Raw genomic sequence first — 20,328 nt, 5'->3', positions numbered from 1 at the left:
GCTCTACTGATGTTCTGAAGCAGAATGAGAATATCTCTTCATTATTATAGTAAACTAGAATACAGCACCGGGTGGCCAAAAAATATAGGAGAACACTCGCCACTGCTCGTCCTTATAATGAAACCAACATGTCAAGTTCAAATCATCATGGAGATGCCAGAACATTTCTTTAATCAGTACATTGCTAAATCTGGGGTCCGTTGACCTATAGGTTTTTTCCAGCCCAATATAATACTCCCCAACAAACATATAGCGAGGTCTGACAAACTCATGTTCAGGCCTGCCATATTTTTCAACAAAAGAAGCATCAACCCCTCCGTTTTGTATATTATTTTTTTCATAATATTGAGTTACCTGATCATCTTTTTTTGTTACATTTACCAGATCATATTTCATACCATTTATCGCAGTGACAGAGGGTTGAGGGTGGGGATTAAACATTACGCCATGCATCAGAAAATGAATGAGCAGAATACATGTTTGTATCATTTACCTACACTCAAAACTGTAAAGTAAGTATCAGGAATTATTACATTCAGAAATGTGTTAACATGTTCCAGGTAACGACTTCGAAGCTCCATTCCAATATTCATTAATGCGGCAGCATCCGATCTATATGCCGTTGTTGCTTTACCTGATTTATCCAGAGCATACTCATCGTCATGATAACCAATCATATGTCCAATTTCATGAGGTACGTTTATCTGGTTAGAGCAAACTGTCTGGGCTGGATCAAGACATTTCCGCACTGCGACCACATCCTCGGAATCAATATGGAGGATACGAGAACCCCAGATAACATAAGTCCTTACATCATCCCCTGGTCTCACTTTCAATGCAGTCACATCCCAGTGCTCGCCATGATTGACAGGGATCATCTGTATATCAAATGGCAGAGGCTTCCCCTGAAACTTCCTGGCGAAATCTGAACTTCCTGAAACAGAAAAAAATATTTTACCATTCCATTCGGAACAAACTGTCGTATAAACATTAATGATAAACAATGATTTTTCTATAAACGTCCAGTCGTCCTTCACATCGCTATTTTTAACCCATGTATATTTACATTTTAACAATAATGAAATAGCTCCCGTTTCACTATTTATGACAAATTCACCTCTATCACCATAATCGTTTTTGATAAACTCCCCGTCTATCTTTGTTCTAGAAAAATATTCAGCCAATGGGCTATGAGGGTCAAACTGTAACTTACTCATTCGATTTCCTTAGGGATCCCCGAAGCATATCGCATTGATGCCATACCTTTTATCTTCGGACATCACCTGAATTATCAACTTCCGTGATGAGCCGCAGCGCATCCATATACCGCCCTTCACTGTTCTGCTGCCAGAACCAGCCTTGCCCTGGCAGGTAACGTATGCCCGGTAGATCCAACTATCCCGCTATTCATCTGTACAGCCCAGCCCCCGGCGCTGTACCACTTCACTGGCAAATGTCGCGCCAGTTTTTTTCATTATTTCTTGTTGTATTTTTTGTAGCGCCGGAAATGATATTCTCTCACATGAATATTCTTCCCAGATATCTCCTGTTTTCGGACTGACGGAGAATAATCCCCAGATATCCGTAGCACCGGCAGAAGGAGAGTCATAGCCCACACCAAAGCTATAATATCCAGAATGAAATGGTTTACCCTGATCATTTTTTAAGGCCTCGTCCATAAAAACGCCAGGCAATGTAATATTATATTTTTTATTTTTTAATGATAAAACCAATAATGCCTGAGCCTGTGTCTCGGTAAGCCCTTCCTGATTTAATTTAGTCAAATCAAACACCGGGATATTTGATACAAGAACCTGGGCATAACTGCTCACGGATAAAATAGTAAACAAAAGCAATGACACTATTTTACTGAACATGCCATTCTCCGCTTAACCATACCAATCATAGCCACCAGTTCACTGGCGTATCCGGTATGCCCTCCATTACTACTTTTACCTGAATTAAATCGTGACTCAATCAATGCTTGTGCAAATTGTTTAGGGTCCTTTATCTTTCTGACTGCACTACCAAACCTGATGGCGAATGATTTCGCGCAATTTAAAAAAGACGTATAGGTGGCAACCCACACGTCGTGACTTCCCTGAGGATGAACTTTACTCAACTGCAATGGTGCCGGACCATGCATTGAAAAAAAATTATTATATTCAGTTGCAATCCTTCCCTGCCCATAACGACTTTCCTTTGCTGCAACCGCCAGTATAAATTCCACTGGCACTTCAAGTTGATTAGCGATTATCTCACAATCATTCTTATATTTTTGAATAAACCTTACCGCCTCTGTGTTATTACACGCTTTATCATAAGCACCCATTTCTTCATTCCTTAGCAGGTGTTTTTAAAACCACCATGTTCATTATTTCTCCACCAGTCGCAGCGCATCCACATACCGCCCTTCACTGTTCTGCTGCCAGAACCAGCCTTGCCCCGGTGTTGCCTGCCCCAGCGTCTTACCCGGCCAGCCCGGCCACGGCAGATAACGCACGCCCGGCAGTTCTACTACCGGTGCTTCATCCGGCAGCCCGGTCAGTTCCCGGCTGCGCTGCGATGTACGTCGTAACCCACGCAGCCACTGCGCCCACCACGGCCCCGGCTGCCACATCGCCCATAGCTGGTCCACCTGCTCCGTCAGCCGCCCGCGCCGCATCGTGTCCGGCGTGATATGCTGCGCCGCCAGCCTCGCCAGCCAGTACAGCCAGCCCTGCGTCTCCTGCAAACTCTCGTCCAGCCACTCCCGACCGCAGCGCTGGTAAATCACCAGCGGCCACGGGCGTCCCACGCTATCCCGTGACGCCATCAGCACTCCGGTCAGCCAGTCAGTCGTCCCACCCATCGGCAAAAATCCCGGCGACATTACAAAGCTCCACGGCAGCGGATGGTGTTCCGGCGCGGGCATATCATGTTCGCCACGCGGCGACAGGTGCATCCAGCCGTCACGCTCTTCATCGGTCGTCTGGCCTTCCGGCAACACGATATGCCGCCCGCTGCCCACCCATGTCTGGCGGTTCAGCCAGTCCTGCCATATTCGTCCCTCTTCAGCGCCCACCCGCCAGCGCACATAGTCGCGCTGGTCCGGCAGCCTGCCGAACATCGCCGGGGCTGATACCACCGCTGGCCGGCGCATTACAGCGCCCTCGCCGGGCAACTGAAGTTCTGCAACAGCTCCCGGCTGACCGGGTTAAAATCCCGCCCGGCGGTGATTTCCAGCACCACCCGGCGACCGTCAAAATCATATTCCACCAGTTGACGCCCCCGCACCGCCGTTTCCTGTACCATTCCGGCGTCCAGCAGATGAAACAGCGCCCACGGCCCGCCGGTCAGTAGCGTTGAGGTGTCCTGGCGAATACGCGGGCTGGCGGTGATTTCCGCCATCGAGCCGTTGCGCGGTCCCGGCCACGTCACTTTCAGGGGCCGGTCCGGGCCATGGGCGTAGCGCAGCACCTGGCCGTCGATATCAATCACCAGTTCCGTGATGGCCGGGTCCATATCCACCACACTAATCTGCATCGACCAGGAAAATTTTTTCCCGCCCTCGCTGTTAAAAAACACGCTGCGGATCTGCTTCGCCTGCTGAAACGGCGTTAAATCCGGCCCCTGCAACGTCATGTTGCCTTCGGTCGGTTTGTAGCGCCACGGGTCGCTGGCGGTATCCACCAGCGGAGCCAGTTGTTTGCTCCAGAAGGCATCCAGTACGCCGCCGCTGGCGAAGATGCGGTTAAAGTCCTCGGCGCTGACCTCCTGCGGGCTGTCGGCGAACGGATAGCGCCCGTCGATGGCGTCACGGCAGTCGTCGCCCATCATCGCCTCCATCTGGGTGTTCAGCACATCGCCGGTCCCGGCGTTGATTTTGCGCGTTCCCTGCTTCGTCAGATCCAGCAGGATGTTTTTCAGCGGCGCGGGCAGTTTCGCCGCCTCCAGTTGCAACTTGTCTGCGGCAGTAATGCGCGCTGGCAACGTCCCCGCCGCCAGCGCGCTATCAGCAATGGTCAGTTGGGTGTAATACTCGTTGAGCATGGTCAGCAGCGAAGCGATCTGCATCGTCCCACCGCCGCTCTGTCCGCCGTCCGTCCGCCCGGCAATGACCTCGCGCAGCGCGGCGAAACGATCATCCACCAGCGTTTTTTCCAGCCGTTCTTCCGGGTGAATATCCTGGAACAGTTTTGCCGTCTGTACCACTTTCCCCGCGTTACCGGACGCGCGCTGCGCCAGCTGTTTCTGTCTGGCCTGCGGGTCCGGCGGCGGCACCAGCGTGGTCTGCTCCACCACCGCTTTTCCCAGCCGCATCAGCGGTGAGTCCGGCGACGCCAGGGTGCGCAGCACCTGTAAATCATAGGCCAGGCCGGAACTGCCCTCTTCCCCGGCACTGTTGATACTATGGATACTGTCCAGAAAATCCTGCCAGCGGCGGGCATATTCCGTCAGGTACAAACGGCGGACTTCGCGGGCGACAGACTGCTCCTGCCCCGGTATCTGGCTGCGCAGGCTGTCAGTCAGCTTTTTTGGCGTACTCTCCCGGCCCATCACCCAGCCATCGTTCGCCGTCGCCGCCGCCACAAATTCCGGTAATCGTTTGTCGAACAGCTCCCGGTATCCTTCACGGGTAAAAATACCCGGAACGCCCCGATCCAGCGGCGCGCCGTTGCTACGCACAAACACCGTTCCCGCATCCGCGCCGACGGCGCGTACCAGCGTGAACTCCTGCGGCGCTTCGCTCTCCATTGCCGCCAGCGCCCGCGCATAGATACGCTCGGTACTGGTGTGACCGTCGAGGAATGCCCGCGCCTGGCGGATCAGCGCCTCATCTTTCTCATACGGTGAATGCACCACCCGACTGCCGTCAAACAGCGCTTCGATATGCGTCAGCACGGCGGCGCGCCCGCCGAACCCGGCCACGCTGTCGCTGTTCCCCAGATCGTTAATCACCCACGACTGGATCTCCGCCGCGTTGTATTTATCTTCGTGATTTTTATCCAGATTCAGTAGCAGATAGATGCGCAGGGCATCATACGCAGCTTTACTGTCCTGACGGGCAATGGCGTCTGCCAGCACATACTCCATCCGTTTCACCAGCGGCGGCAGCAGCAGTTGATCCAGCAGGCGGTTGTACAGCGACGCCACGCTGTCGGTTACCGGCGGTACGCTGTACAGGCCGTAGCGCCAGGTCAGCGGCGGCGCGTCCGGGTCCAGTTCCGGCCAGGCGGACAGTTCCCTTGCGCTGTCCAGCAGTGCCGGGACGGGAGCCATCGCCGGTTTACCGGTGTAGGCTTTCACCTCGCCGTCCAGCCGGGTCGCGCGGGCGCTGATTTCATTCAGATAGTCGCCGTTGGTCTGCTGGCTGGTCTGCATCCCCTGCCACAACAGGAATGCCAGCACCAGTACCAGCAGGTGCCCGCCGAGGCGCAGCAGGCGGTAACGCCAGGCCCACTGGAGGTTTGGCTCCACCAGGTGCGCTTCACGGAAAATAAACTGTGTTAGCAGATCATGCAGAAAGTAGCTGCGGTTGCCGTCCGGCAGAGCGTGTGGGAGAGAGGCGGATGATTCGCCACGGGCGGTTTTTATCGCCCGGACAAAGCGCTGCCAGATACTCAACTGGTCGGCCACGGCGTCGGCCTGCGCCTGCGCGGCACTGGTGAAAAACACCCCGCGCAGCGTGTTATTCAGTTGCGTGGCATCGAATTTTGAATCGAGGAAGATCTGTTCAATAGCCTCCAGCAACGGCTCGCCGAGGGCGGCGAACTCACGCGGGAAGGTATACAGCCGCTGGCGGCTTTTAAGGTCGTACTCTTCCTGTAACCGGGTATCCAGTCCCTGATCCAGCCGCAGCGTCAGGCGCGCCAGCTCCTGCGCGCAGGCGGCGTGCAGCGCCTGCGGGTCGCCCGCTTTTCGCCTGCGGCTGTACGGCAACGTGAAGCCCCAGATTTGTGCACGAAGATGGCTGGTCAGCGTGCGAAAATATTCGCTGAACCCCGGCAACAAATCCATTTTGGTGACCACCAGATAGACCGGAAAGCGAATTCCCAGGGTCTCGCGCAGTTCTGCCAGTCGCGCCCGCAGAGCGGCGCAGGCCGCCAGGCGTTCCGCCGGTGACTGTGCGGTTAAATCCGCCACGTTTAGCGTCAGGATCACGCCGTTAAGCGGCGCGCCGGGGCGATGTTTACGCAGCAGACCGAGAAAGCCCTGCCACTCTCCGGCGTTACGCTGCGCGGCGCTCGCTTCTCCGCCGTCATCGTGGCGGGCGTAGCGTCCGGCCGTATCAATCAACACTGCTTCGTTGGTAAACCACCAGTCGCAGTGTAGCGTGCCGCCACCCGGCACTGTCAGGATACGCGAGGTCTGCTCCATTTGCTCCGCCAGCGGGAACTGCAATCCGGTGTTCAGCAGGGCCGTGGTTTTGCCATCGCCGGGACTGCCGACCACCATGAACCACGGCAGCTCATACAGAAAGCGTTTTCCCTCGAAGATTTTACGCCAGCCGGGCATGTCCACCCGCAACTGCCGCAGTTGCCGGATGGCCTGCGTGACAATATGGTTGACGGTGCGCAGGTCGGCTTTGATCTCGCCAGCCACCGGTACCTCTTCCCCGCGCGGATGCAGGAAGCGACGCAGCAGTTGTTCATCCATACGCAGCGCACGCCACAGCCGGTACAGGCCGTACAGCGCGTACATCAGCAGGATGAAACCAATTAATGTCAGGCGGACCCACAGCGGCGCAAACGGATGGACATCGCCCAGGGCCAGCAGCGGTGTGACGAAGCCAATCGCCAGGCACAGGACACTGATGCCGATAATGCTCATTGACCAGTTGACCAGCCACAGTACCAGCAACATCAGCAACAGGGCAATGGTCACTACCCGGCTCCCCACGGAGGCCAGCGGGCGCAGGGTATCAAATGATACCAGCGGCCCGACAAACCAGACCAGCAGCACCAAAACCAGAACGCCCACAACCGCCAGCGCGCGCCGGGAAAAAAGCAGACTAAGAAATTTTTGCATTATGTTTCGACTCGCCACCCAATAATCAATATTTTAAAATTCCCTGGATAAAGTAATATAACCATTAAATTTTACAGAACACTCATCAGCATTCATGAAGCTGGATGCAATGAAAATATCTTTTTCTTTATCTTTGTTAATATAGGTATATTTTGCCACGATAGATTTAACCTGGTTCTCATAGTAACTATCGAAATAGGATTTCTTATCTAATATTGCCACTTTATTTTTGGCCTTATCTTTTTCATAATCCATCCTGGCCAGAGATTCTGCATAGACCTTAGATACACTTTGTTTTATCCTTTATAATAGTAGCGACATCTATATTCAGGTCATTTTTTATGGCATCAAATAACGATGACTCCATTGATGCTCCAACCGTAGCACACCCATAACCCTGCGCATAAGAAATGGCAGGAATACCCACCAACAGACAGACCATCACCTTAAACATATCAATCCTTTACCACCAAGACTTTACCACCAATACTTTATCTGAACTGGCAGCGATAACATTATTACAGGGTATACCTGTCATACTTCAGGCTGCATGTGCGTTGGCTTTACTCGCTCACCCCAGTCACGAACTAATGTACGCTCCTGGGGATTCATTCCCTTGCCGCCTTGATGCAACTTGAATGATTTTATATATTACAGGGATACTCTATTAATTTATTTATGATAAGTTCAGCCGCGCGAGAATTCAGTTCCTCATTGGTTTTATTTTTAAGAGAAACATAGACAATTTCATTTAATGTTAGCGTCTTAAATAAATCGTATCCACACCATAGTTTTTTCTCCGTTGCATCCTCCACGCCAAGCAGATAGATACCCGCCCTGAGTTTATCCCGTTGATTACCAGACACCCAAAATTTAAAAAAGTCATTACCTGAAAGATTAAGCGCATCCGGAGTCAGGGATAAAATGGGAGATGACCGGGAAGCAATTTTTATGGAGGAGTCTGTCCTCTGACAGGGAAAATTTTTAACTAATGCTTCCTCTATCAGCACCGAAGCTCTTGCATCAGGCTTTTTCACAGAGTACCGATCAAGCCAGGCCAGCACAGTATGGTTTATTGTTATACTGTCAACCTGACCATATCCACACCACGTCTTACCTTCTGTGGCATCCGCTACCCCCAACACATACATCAGTGTATTATCTTTTTCCTGTAAGTTATCACTGGCATAAAATCCCAGAAAATCCCGTATACTGAGGTTGACATTATCGGGGGAAATGAATCCTGCGTTAATCGGGGATCCGGCAAAAGCGCCACCGGATAACAGGCAACATAAGATGATCAAAAAAACACGAACAGATCGTGTTATGTGATATGTCGCGGAGATCCGATAATAATCCCCCATCACGCCACATACTGCCGAATGATGAGACACATCATAGGTTGATTTTTTCATCATTCATTCACTCCACTACCAGAATTTCCACCCGACGGTTTTTCGCCCGCCCGGCTTTACTGTCGTTATCCGCCACCGGCACCGTATCGCCCTTGCCAACGATATGTACCCGTCCGGCAGGTACGCCGCCGGAGGTCAGCAACGCCGCAACTTCCGCCGCCCGTTTTTCCGACAGCACCAGGTTGGATGGGAATTCAGCCGAATGAATGGGCTGGCTGTCAGTGTGACCCGTTACAGTGACTGCGCCGCCCACGCGGGCGATTTCCCGCGCCGCTTTGTTAATCACTGGCCGGATTGCGTCACTCACCGTTTTTTGTCCCGGTACAAACATGGCGTCGCCACGGAAGACCACCCTACTGTGCTGGTCATCTTCGTCCACGGTCAGCAGGCCACGGGCGATTTCGTTTGCCAGCAGGATTTTCAGCCGCAGCTTATGAACCGGCACGGGCGGCGGCGGCAGTTTTATACCAATCGCATCAATATGCTGTTGTACGGTGACGGTCTGCACATCCATCCGGTGGCTGTAAAGGCCAAACAGCGTCAGCATCGCCAACAGGGCTATCCCGGCGCTCAGCCAGACCGGCACCCGGCGCATCCGCCGCAGTCGTCCGCTTATCGCCCCCTGAAAGTCAGGCGAGAGCGCGGGCATGACCGGATCGCGACGCTGTGAAAGCTGTGTCAGCAGTTGCTGACGAATATTGTCCAGTTGCTTACGCCCGTCTGGCTGCACGCTGTAGCGGCCTTCAAATCCCAGCCCCAGCAGGTGGTAGATAACCTCCAGTACGTTGCCATGTTCCTGGAAGCTGGCCGCCAGACGCCCGATGATCTGGAAAAGTTTTATCCCGCCTTCGCTTTCACCATGAAATGTTACCAGCAGGCTTTTTCCGGCCCAGACGCCGCGCCGTCCCCAGGTTGTGTTATTGGCGGCTTCATCAAGCGCCGTACACAGGCAGTAACGTACCGCCAGTACGTGCTCGCGCCGCAGGTTCGCCTGATCGCATAATGTCTGGTACAGATGCATCTCGCGTACCAGCAGATTACGGTAAGGCTCTACCAGGGCCGCATCCAGTTTAGCGGGCATGGCTGCGAGAGCGCACAATAAAGGCCGGGCAGCGGCGAGCAACGGGTTAGCCGCCGCGCTGATTTCAGCCAGCCGGAGTTTGCTGTCCGGACCGTCTTCAACGATGACATTGAGTTCCGTGCGCTGGCTGGTGTGTACCGGCGTTTCATATTCACTGTCCTTATGTTCCGGCGTGGTGGACAAAAAGGACATCATGTCCGCCGCTGGCGGCGTCAGGGTACTGTCTGTCATTTATCGCGCACTCCCCACAGTTCTGTCTCCAGCCCCGGAAATTCCCCGGCGGTATGCATGGCCATCCCGCCGTAACGGGCAATGTGTTCCCACAATGCTCCCTCGCGGCGGATGTCGTAATAGATGTATCCGGCCTGAAACGGGATTTGGCGCGGTGGTACAGGCAGAACCTGCAAAGCCAGCCCCGGCAGATGCGAGCGGATCAGTTCCGGCAGGCGATCGGATGGCCCAATTTTGGTCTGGGCGGCAAAATGTTGCAGTAGCACATCGGTCGGCATTGAAGCCTTTATCGCCAGTACCAGCGTGCTGAAATCGGCAAGATCGGAAGGAGCCACCACCGCATTCAGGATGCCGTAAGTCCCCTCTTTCAGCTCGATGCGCTGCGCGCCCCGGATCAGTACTGCATTCAGCAGGAACTGCACCTCATCGACCAGTGATTTCAACCCGGCATAGGGCGTCAGGTGTTTGTACTCTTTGTATTCAGCGGGCCGTCGCGTTTGTGGACGCACATAGGTGGAGAGTTCCCCGGCCAGTTCGGACAGGTAGCGATACAACACTTCCGGGGCCAGCGGGGTTTTCGCCAGGTGAATCAACAGCGGCTCAAAGCGATTGAGAATTTGCAGCAGCAGGTAATCGGAGACCTCTGCTGCTTCATGGCCGTGGTTGTCGCTGCCGGTCAGCCGTTCCGCCAGCGAATCGGCCCGCATCCGGATGAGATCGTTGATCCACGACAGCCAGGTACACATCAGTGAACTGGCCTGATAATTAATGATGGGCGGGATCAGGTCGTGGTCGATATCTATCCGCCCGTCAGGATTCAGCCCGATGATGCGGGTCAGCGGCAGGCCAATCCAGGCGCCCGTCACCGCCTTTTCCGGCAGCAGCCGCAGGCGCAGGTGACTGAGCTGTAATAACTGCGCGCCACGTCCCAGCGAGTTGGCGTCGCGGATGTCGTGTTCATGTACCGAGAAACGCGCCAATGATTCCGGGTTATTGTCAAACGTAGTTTCTTCGCTGTTCGGCGCGCGTACCGGTACCGCCAGACAAATCTGCTGGTTCAGGTGCTCCGGCAGAATGGTCAGTGGCGGCGGCAGCGGGGTGTGGTCCGGTGCGTTAAACGGCGTGCCGTCAGGAAAAATCCCTGATGCCTCTTTCAGTATCAGTTTACCGATGTTCAGCGCTTCGCCATCAATATTGTAGTGGCTGAATCCCCAGAAAAAGGGGGTCAGCGGCAGGCTGCGGTAATGCATGACGTGTTCCAGATAACGCTCTTGCTGCTGAAACATCTGCGGCAGTAAAAATTGTCCTTCACTCCAGACTACGCGGTCATTCCAGCTCATAATTCATTTATCCCGTTCCGTAATTACAATGGCGCTTTGTTCCAGTTCCGCCTCCAACTGCACTTTTCCTTTCCCCGGTACGAAGTTGCTGTACCAGGCTTTTTCCGGGGCTTCCGGGATTTTGTAGGTTACCCGCCAGACCGATTTGGCCAGGTTACGGTATCCGGCCAGTACGCCGATTGCCGTGGTCTGCGCATTCAGCGGGCGACGCAGTTTTTTCTCTTCGCCGGGACGCAAAATAAAGCTGTCGCGACGCACTAAATCGTCGGTAAGGACGGATTTGTCGTTGTCATGGAGCGACCAGTAATCAGCTGTCGTGAAAGCGGCGTCATTTTTTAGTTCATAAACACGTATCTCAATGGGCGCGGCCTTCTTCTGATTGTCGGGATTCACCTTATCAGAGGCTTTCACGCTCAGGTCGAGTCGCTGTGATTCGAGGTCAGGTAACGCATCGCTACTGCCGCATCCGGAAAGCAGGAGCAGTGCAAAAGGCATAGCTACCGCACATAACCGCCGAGTGGGGTTACGCCATTTATTCACTGTAAATTCCTTTAAAATCAAAACAATAAATCCGGCCAGATATAAATCTGGCCGGAAAAATAACCGTTAAATTTCTTTGTTGGCCTTGAAGTCGTAGCCTGCGGTGATGGTGCCGCCGCTGCCGCCCTGCTGGTTCTGCACCACGTATTCCTGTTTCACGGTGCTGAAGGAGAGCTCAATTGATTCGCGAGACGCAATTTCCCCTCCCTGGCTTCCGCTGGGCGATACCATTGCAATAATCAGATCTGTGAAGGTGTACTTGAGGTACTCCAGCGGATTGCCGCCAGCCTTACGCATAACCAGAATGGCCTGCGGAATGTGCTTGCCGGAAGAGCAGTATTTGAACAGGTTCGGGCTGGCGCGATCGATGTAATGTTCAAATGAAAGATGAGTAACAGATACTTTACCGGAACCGAGACCGCTACCGGCGTGCATGGTGGATTCCTGATGGATATTCCAGCGCCAGCTCAGTACTTCAATTTCATTTTTGTGTTTGTCATCCATCGACTCACCGTCGATGCCGTCAATTTTCAGAAAAATATCATAAGACATATCTACTATCCTTTTAACTACCTAAATAAAGCCCTGATTTATCTGCTTTATTAGGTGAACAGATTAACTATTACTGTACAGCTCTCTATTACCCATAAATTCATCAGAGCAAGAGAACATATGCTTTTAATATCTTTGAATTTTACTTCTCGACACGCCTTTCAATTAATTCATTTAACTCACTGTCGTGGATAAAATCTATGCACTTCATGGTATTAAAATCTGATGATATCGAGCCATTATATTTCAACCCTGAATATTTTTTCGCAATCTCATCAATTTCATGATAAATCTCCACAGATTGTTTACCATATTCAAGGTAAGCACTGGCCGTAGCTCTGGCATCGTTTTTAACGACATCATCTTTGTATACTAATGCCAGACAATGACTCAGCGCCCAATTTTTTAAGAGTTCCGACTGTGAATATTGTGTGGTCAATGCTTCTTGTGCAAAAGATGGCTGCCATACCAGCATTCCACTTATGCTGAAAGTAACTAATATTAACCATTTCATGGCAGTATCCACAGAGTCCCAACTTCAGGAACAAATGGTCCATTATCTGGGTCATTTAATAAGTGGCACTGATCTGAACAGATACTGCCATTCCATAATGTAACGTGTCCTCTGGCATTGCTCCAGCCATGCCCTTTTACTACGATAATTCCTTTCTTCCCTATAAAGTCACTCTGTTTCGGATTATTAACAATAAGATCAGGCTTGCCCATATTATGAGTAAGATGATCAATCATATCATTCACGCGATAAATATAGAATTTATTATCGGCACCACTAACCTTTGCATACGGGGAGTTACGGGCTATTGGGAATCCTGTCGCATTCAAAACATAGCTCATTCGAATAGGACAGGCATTTTGAAAATAACCACCAGTTATATTTTTCCCAACGTTTCCACCAATAATACTACCCACATCAGCGACGGAATGATTCACCTTCCTAAAAGCCAGCCACGCTTCATTGAATGAAGGTCTGTTCATTTTGCTTACCCTCTAAAAATTCTGTGTAGCTCATTAATTCTCAACACGTATCTTCATGGACGCCGCTTTCTTCTGATTGTCAGAATTCACCTTGTAAAACGCTTTCACGCTCAGGCCAGGCCGCTGCGATTAGGGGTCAGATAGCGAATCGCTACTGCCGCATCCGGAAAGCAGGAGCAGTGCAAAAGGCATAGCTACCGCACATAACCACCCAGTGGGGTTACGCCATTTATTCACTGTAAATTCCTTTAAAATCAAAACAATAAATCCGGCCAGATATAAATCTGGCCGGAAAAACAGCCGTTAAATTTCTTTGTTCGCCTTGAAATCGTAACCTGCGGTGATAGTGCCGCCGCTGCCGCCCTGCTGGTTCTGCACCACGTATTCCTGTTTCACAGTGCTGAAAGAAAGCTCTACCGTTTCACGGGAGGCGATTTCACCATCGTGGCTGCCGCTCGGGGAAACCACGGCGACAATCAGGTCGGTGAAGGTATACTTGAGGTACTCCAGCGGATTGCCGCCAGCCTTACGCATAACCAGAATGGCCTGCGGAATGTGCTTGCCGGAGGCGCAGTATTTGAACAGGTTCGGGCTGGCGCGGTCGATATAGTGATCAAAATCCAGGTTGGTGACGGAGACCTTACCGGAGCCGAGGCCGCTACCGGCGTGCATGGTGGATTCCTGATGAATATTCCAGCGCCAGCTCAGTACTTCAATTTCATTTTTGTGTTTGTCATCCATTGACTCGCCATCAATGCCGTCAATTTTCAAAAAAATGTCATAAGCCATTTTTATATCCTTATTAAGTTTTACTTAAAATAAACCTGGTTTATCCTGATAATTTGCGCAGAAATAAACCGTTGCCGTACAGAATCCCCTTCCCCGTAATTTCAGGAGAACAGAAGGCTGTCTTTTTCCGCTGCCAATATTATTGAAGTATTTACTTCACGAATAAATCTTAAACATTAACAGGCATCTTTTATGCGTATTCTGGCATCAGAGTATTCATATAAAGATTATATATTTTATTTACAAATCAATTTCGCCGGTAAGACATCCGGGCTCCAGCATGTCGCGACCGTTCCCTGAACTTTTCTGGCAAGCAGAACAGCCCACTGTCCATAACTACACGAGAACCAGATCCCCCGGCGATTATCCTCCGGGTCTATCTCCCACAGGTGCCCCTTTTTCCCATCAACGACTGCATCTTCACCTTTCAGATCTGCCTGCTCTTTGGGATCGCCAGACGAAAGAAAACCACCATCATTCAACATACGCGCTGCACGGGATGAGACATTCCATCCTTCCGCTGAGGAAATTATTGGAGCCTGAGAAAAATGAATAACCGCAGGGCAGACAATCTCATCGGCATGAACAACTATTACCGGAAGTAACCACAGAATGCCCCCGACAATACAGGTGCTATTCAACGATAAAATAGGCTTCTGCATTATTACTCATCCTTATATAAGTCCCGTCACTACGAACACTTCCATTATGCAACTTTCTTATATAACGTTTGGACACACGGGGTTTTGCGATATCATCTTTCCATTGATCCATCACCCATATCCCGCCAGCATCTTGCCCCAAAAAAAATGCAGCATGGTTGCCACTATTGTGGTTCGGATATCGCCCATTCACAAAAGTAGCGATAACTGTCCCGACTTCAATGTTTTTGTTTCCAAATACTGCGGCCCCTTGCTGCCATGTACTCGCTTGTCCTACTCGTATATAGTGTTGAATAAGTTCAACACACTGATGGTGGTTTCCTACCTTTTCTGTATCCTGTAAAGCCTTTGCATTAGCATAAACATATGGCATATATTCTCTTAATATCCTCTGATATCATTTATACATTCACAAAATAAATGCATCAGGCATTGCCCTGCTTCACTGACGGCAGTTTTGTCACCAGGCGCAGCGATCCCGTCAGCCCTTCAAGCTGGAAATGCGGACGCAGGAAGAATTTCGCGTCGTAATAACCTGGATTGCCTTCCACCTCTTCCACCACTACTTCAGCGGCAGCCAGCGGACGACGGGCTTTAGTTTCTTGCGAGGAGTTAACCGGATCGGCGTCGACGTAATTCATAATCCATTCATTTAGCCAGCGCTGCATATCCTCGCGCTCTTTAAAGGAACCGATTTTGTCGCGGACGATACATTTGAGGAAGTGCGCGAAGCGCGAGCAGGCGAACAGGTACGGCAGACGGGCAGACAGGTTAGCGTTGGCCGTCGCGTCCGGATCGTAGTATTCCTGTGGTTTTTGCAGCGACTGTGCACCGATAAAGGCGGCATAGTCTGAGTTTTTACGGTGGATCAACGGGATAAAACCGTTTTTCGCCAGTTCAGCCTCGCGGCGGTCAGAGATGGCGATTTCGGTCGGGCATTTCATGTCCACGCCGCCATCGTCAGTCGGGAAGGTATGGCAGGGAAGATTTTCCACCGCACCGCCTGATTCCACACCGCGAATCAACGTACACCAGCCGTAGTGTTTGAAGGAGCGGTTGATGTTTACGCCCATCGCGTAGGCCGCGTTGCTCCAGACGTATTTGGTATGGTCAGAACCATCCGCATCTTCTTCAAAATCAAACTCGTCCACCGGGTTGGTTTTTGCGCCATACGGCAGGCGGGCAAGAAAACGCGGCATCGTCAGGCCAATATAACGGGAGTCTTCGCTGGCCCGCAGGGAGTTCCACGGCGCATATTCCAGGTTCTGGGTGACGATTTTGGTCAGGTCGCGGGGATTCGCCAGCTCCTGCCAGGAGTCCATTTGCAGTACCGAGGGGGAAGCCCCGGCAATAAACGGCGCATGGGCCGACGCGGCGACTTTGGCGATAGAGCCAAGCAGATCCACATCGGGCGGTGTATGGTCGAAGTAGTAATCCGCAATGATACAGCCATAAGGTTCGCCGCCTAACTGGCCGTATTCGGCTTCATACAGTTTTTTGAACATCGGGCTTTGATCCCAGGCGATGCCCTTGTAACGCTTCATGTTGCGCCGCAATTCATCTTTTGACAGATTCATGAAGCGGATTTTCAGCTTTTCGTCGGTCTCGGTGTTGTAAACCAGATGCTCCATACCGCGCCACGAGGATTCCAGCTTCTGCCAGTCGGGATATTGCAGAATCAGTTTGATCTGTTCGGTCAGTTTAAAGTCGATCTGCGCAATAATAGCGCTGATGCTTTTATAGGCGTCATCGCTGACGGTGATCGTGTTCGCCAGCGCCTGTTGCGCCAGCGTCTGCACCGCGGCTTCCACGGCTTTTGCCGCCTGGGTAGTCTTGGGTCGGAAGGCCTGATTCAGCAACGCATCAAATTCACCGGATGCGGAGACGGTATCCTGAGCAACCGCGTCGGTTGCCTGCATATTACTGTTTGCCATGAAAATTCCTTAAAAATTCGACGTTATTCCGCTGATTCATTATCCGCTGACACACCTTGCTGGGTAACGGCCGGTTTCGGCGCATTCGCCAGCGTTTTCAGCAGGGTCGGGTCCTGCAACAGTTTATTGACCAGATTTTCCGCCCCGGCCTTGCCATCCATGTAGGTCTGGAGGTTCGCCAGTTGGGTGCGGGCTTCCAGTAACTGGTTCAGGGCGTCCACCTTGCGGGCAATCTGTGCCGGCGAAAAGTCGTCCATATTTTCCAGCGTGATATCGACCATCAACTGACCTTCACCCGTCAGCGTATTCGGCACAGCGAACGCCACGCGCGGCGCAATGGCTTTCATGCGCTCATTGAAGTTATCCATATCAATATCGAGGAATTTGCGATCCGTCACTGGCGGCAGTTCTTCCCGCGGTTTCCCGGCCAGATCGGCCAGCACCGCCATCACGAACGGCAGCTCGATTTTTTTCTCAGAGCCGTAAATCTCTACGTCATATTCAATCTGCACGCGCGGCGCGCGGTTGCGCGCGATGAATTTCTGCGCGCTATTGTTGATAGCCATACTCTTTCATTTCCTTATCAATCTACCGACGACCGCCCGGACAGCGGTGCAACGGCACAGTTTAAAAATCATACTCAGAGAGTTTTTTTATAATCTCTTTGTTTTCTTTGTACTTTTCCCGTAACCCAGGAAGTGCTTTTTTCGCCGGAGCGCACCAGGTATTAATGCCCTTTTCTATGACTTTTTTATCCTCTTCCGGTAAAGAACTGTCCCATTCGCCGGCCAGATGCTGGCACATCTCTGCATTGCTCAGAAAATGCTGCACATCCTGTGGTAAAGGCGGTTCGCCATAAACACTGAAAGCGAACATCATTAGCAAAGGAGTCAATAACGCCGGGTAACGTAATGTCATATTTAATGCCCATCAATTGACCAGTGGGGTTTATCTGTATTTCCGCCGACAAACTTAGTCACGCCATAAACCCACTGCGCACCACTTAACTCTTTTGGCATATTCCCTCCTGCGAGGTTGTCTCAAAAACAATCTGCTCATCACCATTAACGCCGATATCAATCTGCCTGATAGCGGCTTTTTCCGTCATGGCCTGCAACCAGTAGCGCGACAGTCGTGGCAGAATGTGCTGCTCGATGTAGCCAATCAGCAACCGCGCGCCCGTTTCATGCATTGGACAGCACGCCACAATATGTGCGACCAGTTCCTCGCTATACGTCAGCGTCACGCCGTGCTGTTCACCCATCCGCGCCACCAGCCGGTCAAGGTGCAGACGGGCAATCACGCCACGCGACGTTTCGTCCAGTGGCAGGTAAGGGATCACCGTCACGCGGCCCAGAAATGCCGCCGGGAAATGCTTGCGCAATTCCGGCATTAGCGCCTCTTTAAGCCCCGTAGCATCGGGTATTAAGGCCGGATCTTCACACATCTGGCTGATGAGGTCGGAACCCACGTTGGTGGTGAGTAGTAGCGTGGTGTTTTTGAAATCGACATGTGTTCCCTCACCGTCCTCCATGCCCCCTTTATCAAACACCTGATAGAAGAGTTCGTGGACGTCATGGTGCGCTTTTTCGATCTCGTCGAGCAGCACTACGCTCCAGGGGTGGCGACGCACCGCTTCCGTCAGCACACCACCCTCGCCATAGCCCACATAGCCGGGCGGCGCGCCTTTCAGCGTGGAAACGGTGTGAGCCTCCTGGAACTCGCTCATATTGATGGTTACCAGGTTCTGCTCGCCGCCGTAGATAGCCTCCGCCAGCGCCAGCGCGGTTTCGGTTTTACCGACACCGGACGGCCCGGCCAGCATAAACACGCCCACCGGTTTGCGTGGATCGCCCAGTCCCGCCCTGGCGGTCTGAATACGTTCACCAATCTGCGCCAGCGCGCCGTCTTGCCCGGTAACGCGTTGCGCCAGTCGGGCAGGCAGTTCCAGCACCTGGCTGGCCTCATCTTTCACCATGCGCCCGGCAGGAATACCGGTCCAGTCGGCGACAATCGCCGCGACAACCGCCGCGCTGACTTCCGGGAACACCACCGGCGCGTCGCCCTGCCACTCCCTTAGCGCCGTTTCGGCCTGTTGCAGCGTGGTTTTGTCATCAGCATCAGACTCTGCGACACGCAGTTCCTGCAACGTATGTACCAGTTCCAGCTCCCGCTGCCAGCGGGATTCGGATGCAGTCAGTTCATCGTTGAGCGAGAAAATTCGCGCCGTCAGCGCATCGCGCCGCTCATCTGACTGAATCCCCATTTTTTCCTGCTTCTGCAACAGCGACCGTTCCATTTCCGCCGCTTTTAGCTGCTGGCGCAGGAACTGTACGCTGGCAGGCGGCGTGTGCAGCGTCAGCGCCACGCGGGCCGCGGCGGTATCCAGCAGGCTGATGGCCTTATCCGGCAACTGCCGGGCGGGAATATAGCGGTGAGAAAGCTGTACCGCCGCACGTACCGCCTCATCCAGAATCAGTACGTTATGGTGTTTTTCCAGCGTATCCACCAGACCACGCACCATTTCCATTGCGGGGATTTCTTCCGGTTCGGCAATCTGCAACACCTGAAAACGCCGGGTCAGTGCCGGATCTTTCTCAATATGGCGCTTGTATTCGCTCCAGGTGGTGGCGCCGATAGTCCGCAGGGTGCCGCGCGCCAGCGCCGGTTTCAGCAGGTTAGCGGCATCGCCCGTGCCGGATGCGCCGCCCGCGCCCACCAGAGTGTGAACTTCATCAACAAACAGAATAACCGGCTGCGGCGAGCGCCCGGCCTCTTCCAGTAACCCTTTCAGACGCGATTCAAACTCGCCTTTCATGCTGGCTCCGGCCAACAGAGCGCCAACGTCCAGCGCCAGCAGCCGTACTTCCCGCAGCGCGGGCGGCACTTCCCCCTGCGCAATCGCGAGGGCAAAACCTTCGACGACCGCCGTCTTTCCGACGCCCGCCTCACCAGTCAGTAGTGGATTATTCTGGCGACGGCGCAGCAGAATATCCGTCATGGTGCGGATTTCATGCTCACGCCCCGTCACCGGGTCGATTTTGCCGTCGCGCGCCTGTGCCGTCATGTCCTGACAGTATTTCGCCAACGCGGATTTACCGTCCTGCCCGCCGTTGGGAATCGCCTGACTGCTTTCACCGGGAATGGTTGATGCCAGGCCGGAGCCGTCGTAAGGGCGCTCCTGCGCTTCCGGCGATGTTTCGATCAACGAGGGCAGTATTTCAGTCAGTTCATCAACCGGAAGCGTGGCCAGCGGCGCGCAGATACTGCTCAGTACCCGACGCAGTTCTGGCGTGGTCAACAAGGCCAGCAGCAACCAGCCGCTGCGAATTTTGTTATCGCCGTAACGGACGCTCGCCAGCATCCAGGCCTTTTCAACGCTGAGATCGATATGGTGAGAAAAATCACTAATGGCGCTGGCCCCGGCGGGCAGCATATCCAGTTGCCGGAGCAACGCTTTCTCCACATCAGAAAGAGGGATCTGGTAATGCCGAAGAACGTGGAGAATATCGTTATCGGGCTGCTGTGTTAACTGGTGCAGCCAGTGAGTCAGCTCAACCCAGGGATTAGAGCGTAGTTTGCAAAATGCCGTTGCCGATTCCAGCGACCGGAATAGTGGGCCGGCCAGTTTTCCATACAACGCACTGCGTGAAACAGGAGTTTCCATGTGTTATGCCTTGTGACATAAAAATTCATAAAAATAATGCATCAATGTATATAAATATATAAACAATTCTTTATTGATAGCCTCGAAAAAATATCGAAACAAAACAATGA

General features: G+C 52.5%; 20 protein-coding genes and 3 pseudogenes. All 23 read right to left on the bottom strand.

The window, feature by feature from the left end:
* Positions 1 to 54 precede the first annotated feature (54 nt).
* Positions 55 to 489 (bottom strand): hypothetical protein, encoded by a 435-nt coding sequence (locus tag NA624_RS11985; protein WP_000616540.1) that lies wholly within the window; start codon positions 487 to 489, stop codon positions 55 to 57.
* Positions 486 to 1,217 (bottom strand): hypothetical protein, encoded by a 732-nt coding sequence (locus NA624_RS11980; protein WP_000040883.1) that lies wholly within the window; start codon positions 1,215 to 1,217, stop codon positions 486 to 488. The genes NA624_RS11985 and NA624_RS11980 overlap by 4 nt, the downstream gene beginning before the upstream one ends.
* A gap of 49 nt (positions 1,218 to 1,266) precedes the next feature.
* Positions 1,267 to 1,395, bottom strand: a pseudogene (locus NA624_RS11975) (TagF domain-containing protein); the annotation flags it as partial.
* A gap of 8 nt (positions 1,396 to 1,403) precedes the next feature.
* Positions 1,404 to 1,877: a hypothetical protein gene (locus tag NA624_RS11970; RefSeq protein WP_000491748.1), complete on the bottom strand. Its 474-nt coding sequence runs from the start codon at positions 1,875 to 1,877 to the stop codon at positions 1,404 to 1,406.
* Positions 1,862 to 2,332 (bottom strand): glucosaminidase domain-containing protein, encoded by a 471-nt coding sequence (locus tag NA624_RS11965; protein ID WP_000501512.1) that lies wholly within the window; start codon positions 2,330 to 2,332, stop codon positions 1,862 to 1,864. Before NA624_RS11965 ends, NA624_RS11970 begins: the two co-directional genes overlap by 16 nt.
* A 42-nt stretch (positions 2,333 to 2,374) precedes the next feature.
* Positions 2,375 to 3,142: a TagF domain-containing protein gene (locus NA624_RS11960; RefSeq protein WP_001254130.1), complete on the bottom strand. Its 768-nt coding sequence runs from the start codon at positions 3,140 to 3,142 to the stop codon at positions 2,375 to 2,377.
* Positions 3,142 to 7,011, bottom strand: coding sequence for a Type VI secretion protein IcmF (icmF, locus tag NA624_RS11955; protein ID WP_001168973.1), 3,870 nt, complete (start codon positions 7,009 to 7,011; stop codon positions 3,142 to 3,144). Before icmF ends, NA624_RS11960 begins: the two co-directional genes overlap by 1 nt.
* 33 nt (positions 7,012 to 7,044) lie before the next feature.
* Positions 7,045 to 7,453, bottom strand: a pseudogene (locus tag NA624_RS11950) (Shiga toxin A subunit).
* A gap of 202 nt (positions 7,454 to 7,655) precedes the next feature.
* Entirely contained in the window at positions 7,656 to 8,429 is a 774-nt protein-coding gene (locus NA624_RS11945) for a Rap1a/Tai family immunity protein (protein ID WP_000976542.1), read from the bottom strand.
* 4 nt (positions 8,430 to 8,433) lie between these two features.
* Positions 8,434 to 9,738: a type VI secretion system protein TssL, long form gene (tssL, locus tag NA624_RS11940; RefSeq protein ID WP_000132482.1), complete on the bottom strand. Its 1,305-nt coding sequence runs from the start codon at positions 9,736 to 9,738 to the stop codon at positions 8,434 to 8,436.
* Positions 9,735 to 11,078, bottom strand: coding sequence for a type VI secretion system baseplate subunit TssK (tssK, locus tag NA624_RS11935; protein WP_000118727.1), 1,344 nt, complete (start codon positions 11,076 to 11,078; stop codon positions 9,735 to 9,737). The genes tssL and tssK overlap by 4 nt, the downstream gene beginning before the upstream one ends.
* Before the next feature lie 3 nt (positions 11,079 to 11,081).
* Positions 11,082 to 11,618 carry a type VI secretion system lipoprotein TssJ gene (gene tssJ, locus NA624_RS11930; RefSeq protein WP_001045935.1) on the bottom strand — a complete coding sequence of 179 codons (537 nt, stop codon included), beginning with the start codon at positions 11,616 to 11,618 and terminating at the stop codon, positions 11,082 to 11,084.
* A gap of 66 nt (positions 11,619 to 11,684) precedes the next feature.
* Positions 11,685 to 12,170 carry an Hcp family type VI secretion system effector gene (locus NA624_RS11925; protein WP_000119439.1) on the bottom strand — a complete coding sequence of 162 codons (486 nt, stop codon included), beginning with the start codon at positions 12,168 to 12,170 and terminating at the stop codon, positions 11,685 to 11,687.
* A 142-nt stretch (positions 12,171 to 12,312) separates the two neighbouring features.
* Complete coding sequence (locus NA624_RS11920) at positions 12,313 to 12,696, bottom strand: type VI secretion system amidase immunity protein Tai4 (RefSeq protein ID WP_000379083.1); 384 nt, start codon at positions 12,694 to 12,696, stop codon at positions 12,313 to 12,315.
* A complete protein-coding gene (locus NA624_RS11915) occupies positions 12,681 to 13,166 on the bottom strand; it encodes a type VI secretion system amidase effector protein Tae4 (protein ID WP_001081548.1) in 486 nt (161 codons plus the stop codon). Before NA624_RS11915 ends, NA624_RS11920 begins: the two co-directional genes overlap by 16 nt.
* Positions 13,167 to 13,208: 42 nt before the next feature.
* A pseudogene (locus NA624_RS11910) lies at positions 13,209 to 13,403 on the bottom strand (type VI secretion system lipoprotein TssJ); the annotation flags it as partial.
* A gap of 66 nt (positions 13,404 to 13,469) precedes the next feature.
* Complete coding sequence (locus tag NA624_RS11905) at positions 13,470 to 13,955, bottom strand: Hcp family type VI secretion system effector (protein WP_000312802.1); 486 nt, start codon at positions 13,953 to 13,955, stop codon at positions 13,470 to 13,472.
* 236 nt (positions 13,956 to 14,191) lie between these two features.
* Positions 14,192 to 14,617, bottom strand: a complete 426-nt coding sequence (locus tag NA624_RS11900) for an STY0301 family protein (RefSeq protein WP_001171575.1) — start codon at positions 14,615 to 14,617, stop codon at positions 14,192 to 14,194.
* Positions 14,589 to 14,990: a BPSL0067 family protein gene (locus tag NA624_RS11895; protein WP_001147173.1), complete on the bottom strand. Its 402-nt coding sequence runs from the start codon at positions 14,988 to 14,990 to the stop codon at positions 14,589 to 14,591. Before NA624_RS11895 ends, NA624_RS11900 begins: the two co-directional genes overlap by 29 nt.
* Before the next feature lie 52 nt (positions 14,991 to 15,042).
* Positions 15,043 to 16,551 carry a type VI secretion system contractile sheath large subunit gene (gene tssC, locus NA624_RS11890; protein WP_000013888.1) on the bottom strand — a complete coding sequence of 503 codons (1,509 nt, stop codon included), beginning with the start codon at positions 16,549 to 16,551 and terminating at the stop codon, positions 15,043 to 15,045.
* Between the two features lie 23 nt (positions 16,552 to 16,574).
* A complete protein-coding gene (gene tssB / locus NA624_RS11885; RefSeq protein WP_000996821.1) occupies positions 16,575 to 17,117 on the bottom strand; it encodes a type VI secretion system contractile sheath small subunit in 543 nt (180 codons plus the stop codon).
* 61 nt (positions 17,118 to 17,178) lie between these two features.
* A complete protein-coding gene (locus tag NA624_RS11880) occupies positions 17,179 to 17,469 on the bottom strand; it encodes a hypothetical protein (RefSeq protein ID WP_000175473.1) in 291 nt (96 codons plus the stop codon).
* 85 nt (positions 17,470 to 17,554) lie between these two features.
* Positions 17,555 to 20,218, bottom strand: coding sequence for a type VI secretion system ATPase TssH (gene tssH / locus NA624_RS11875; RefSeq protein ID WP_000449793.1), 2,664 nt, complete (start codon positions 20,216 to 20,218; stop codon positions 17,555 to 17,557).
* Positions 20,219 to 20,328 lie beyond the last annotated feature (110 nt).

It is taken from the genome of Salmonella sp. NW38, assembly GCF_051807745.1.
GTDB lineage: Bacteria > Pseudomonadota > Gammaproteobacteria > Enterobacterales > Enterobacteriaceae > Salmonella > Salmonella enterica.
Note: the sequence above shows the minus strand (reverse complement) of the source record. Positions and strands in the feature narration are given on the sequence as shown.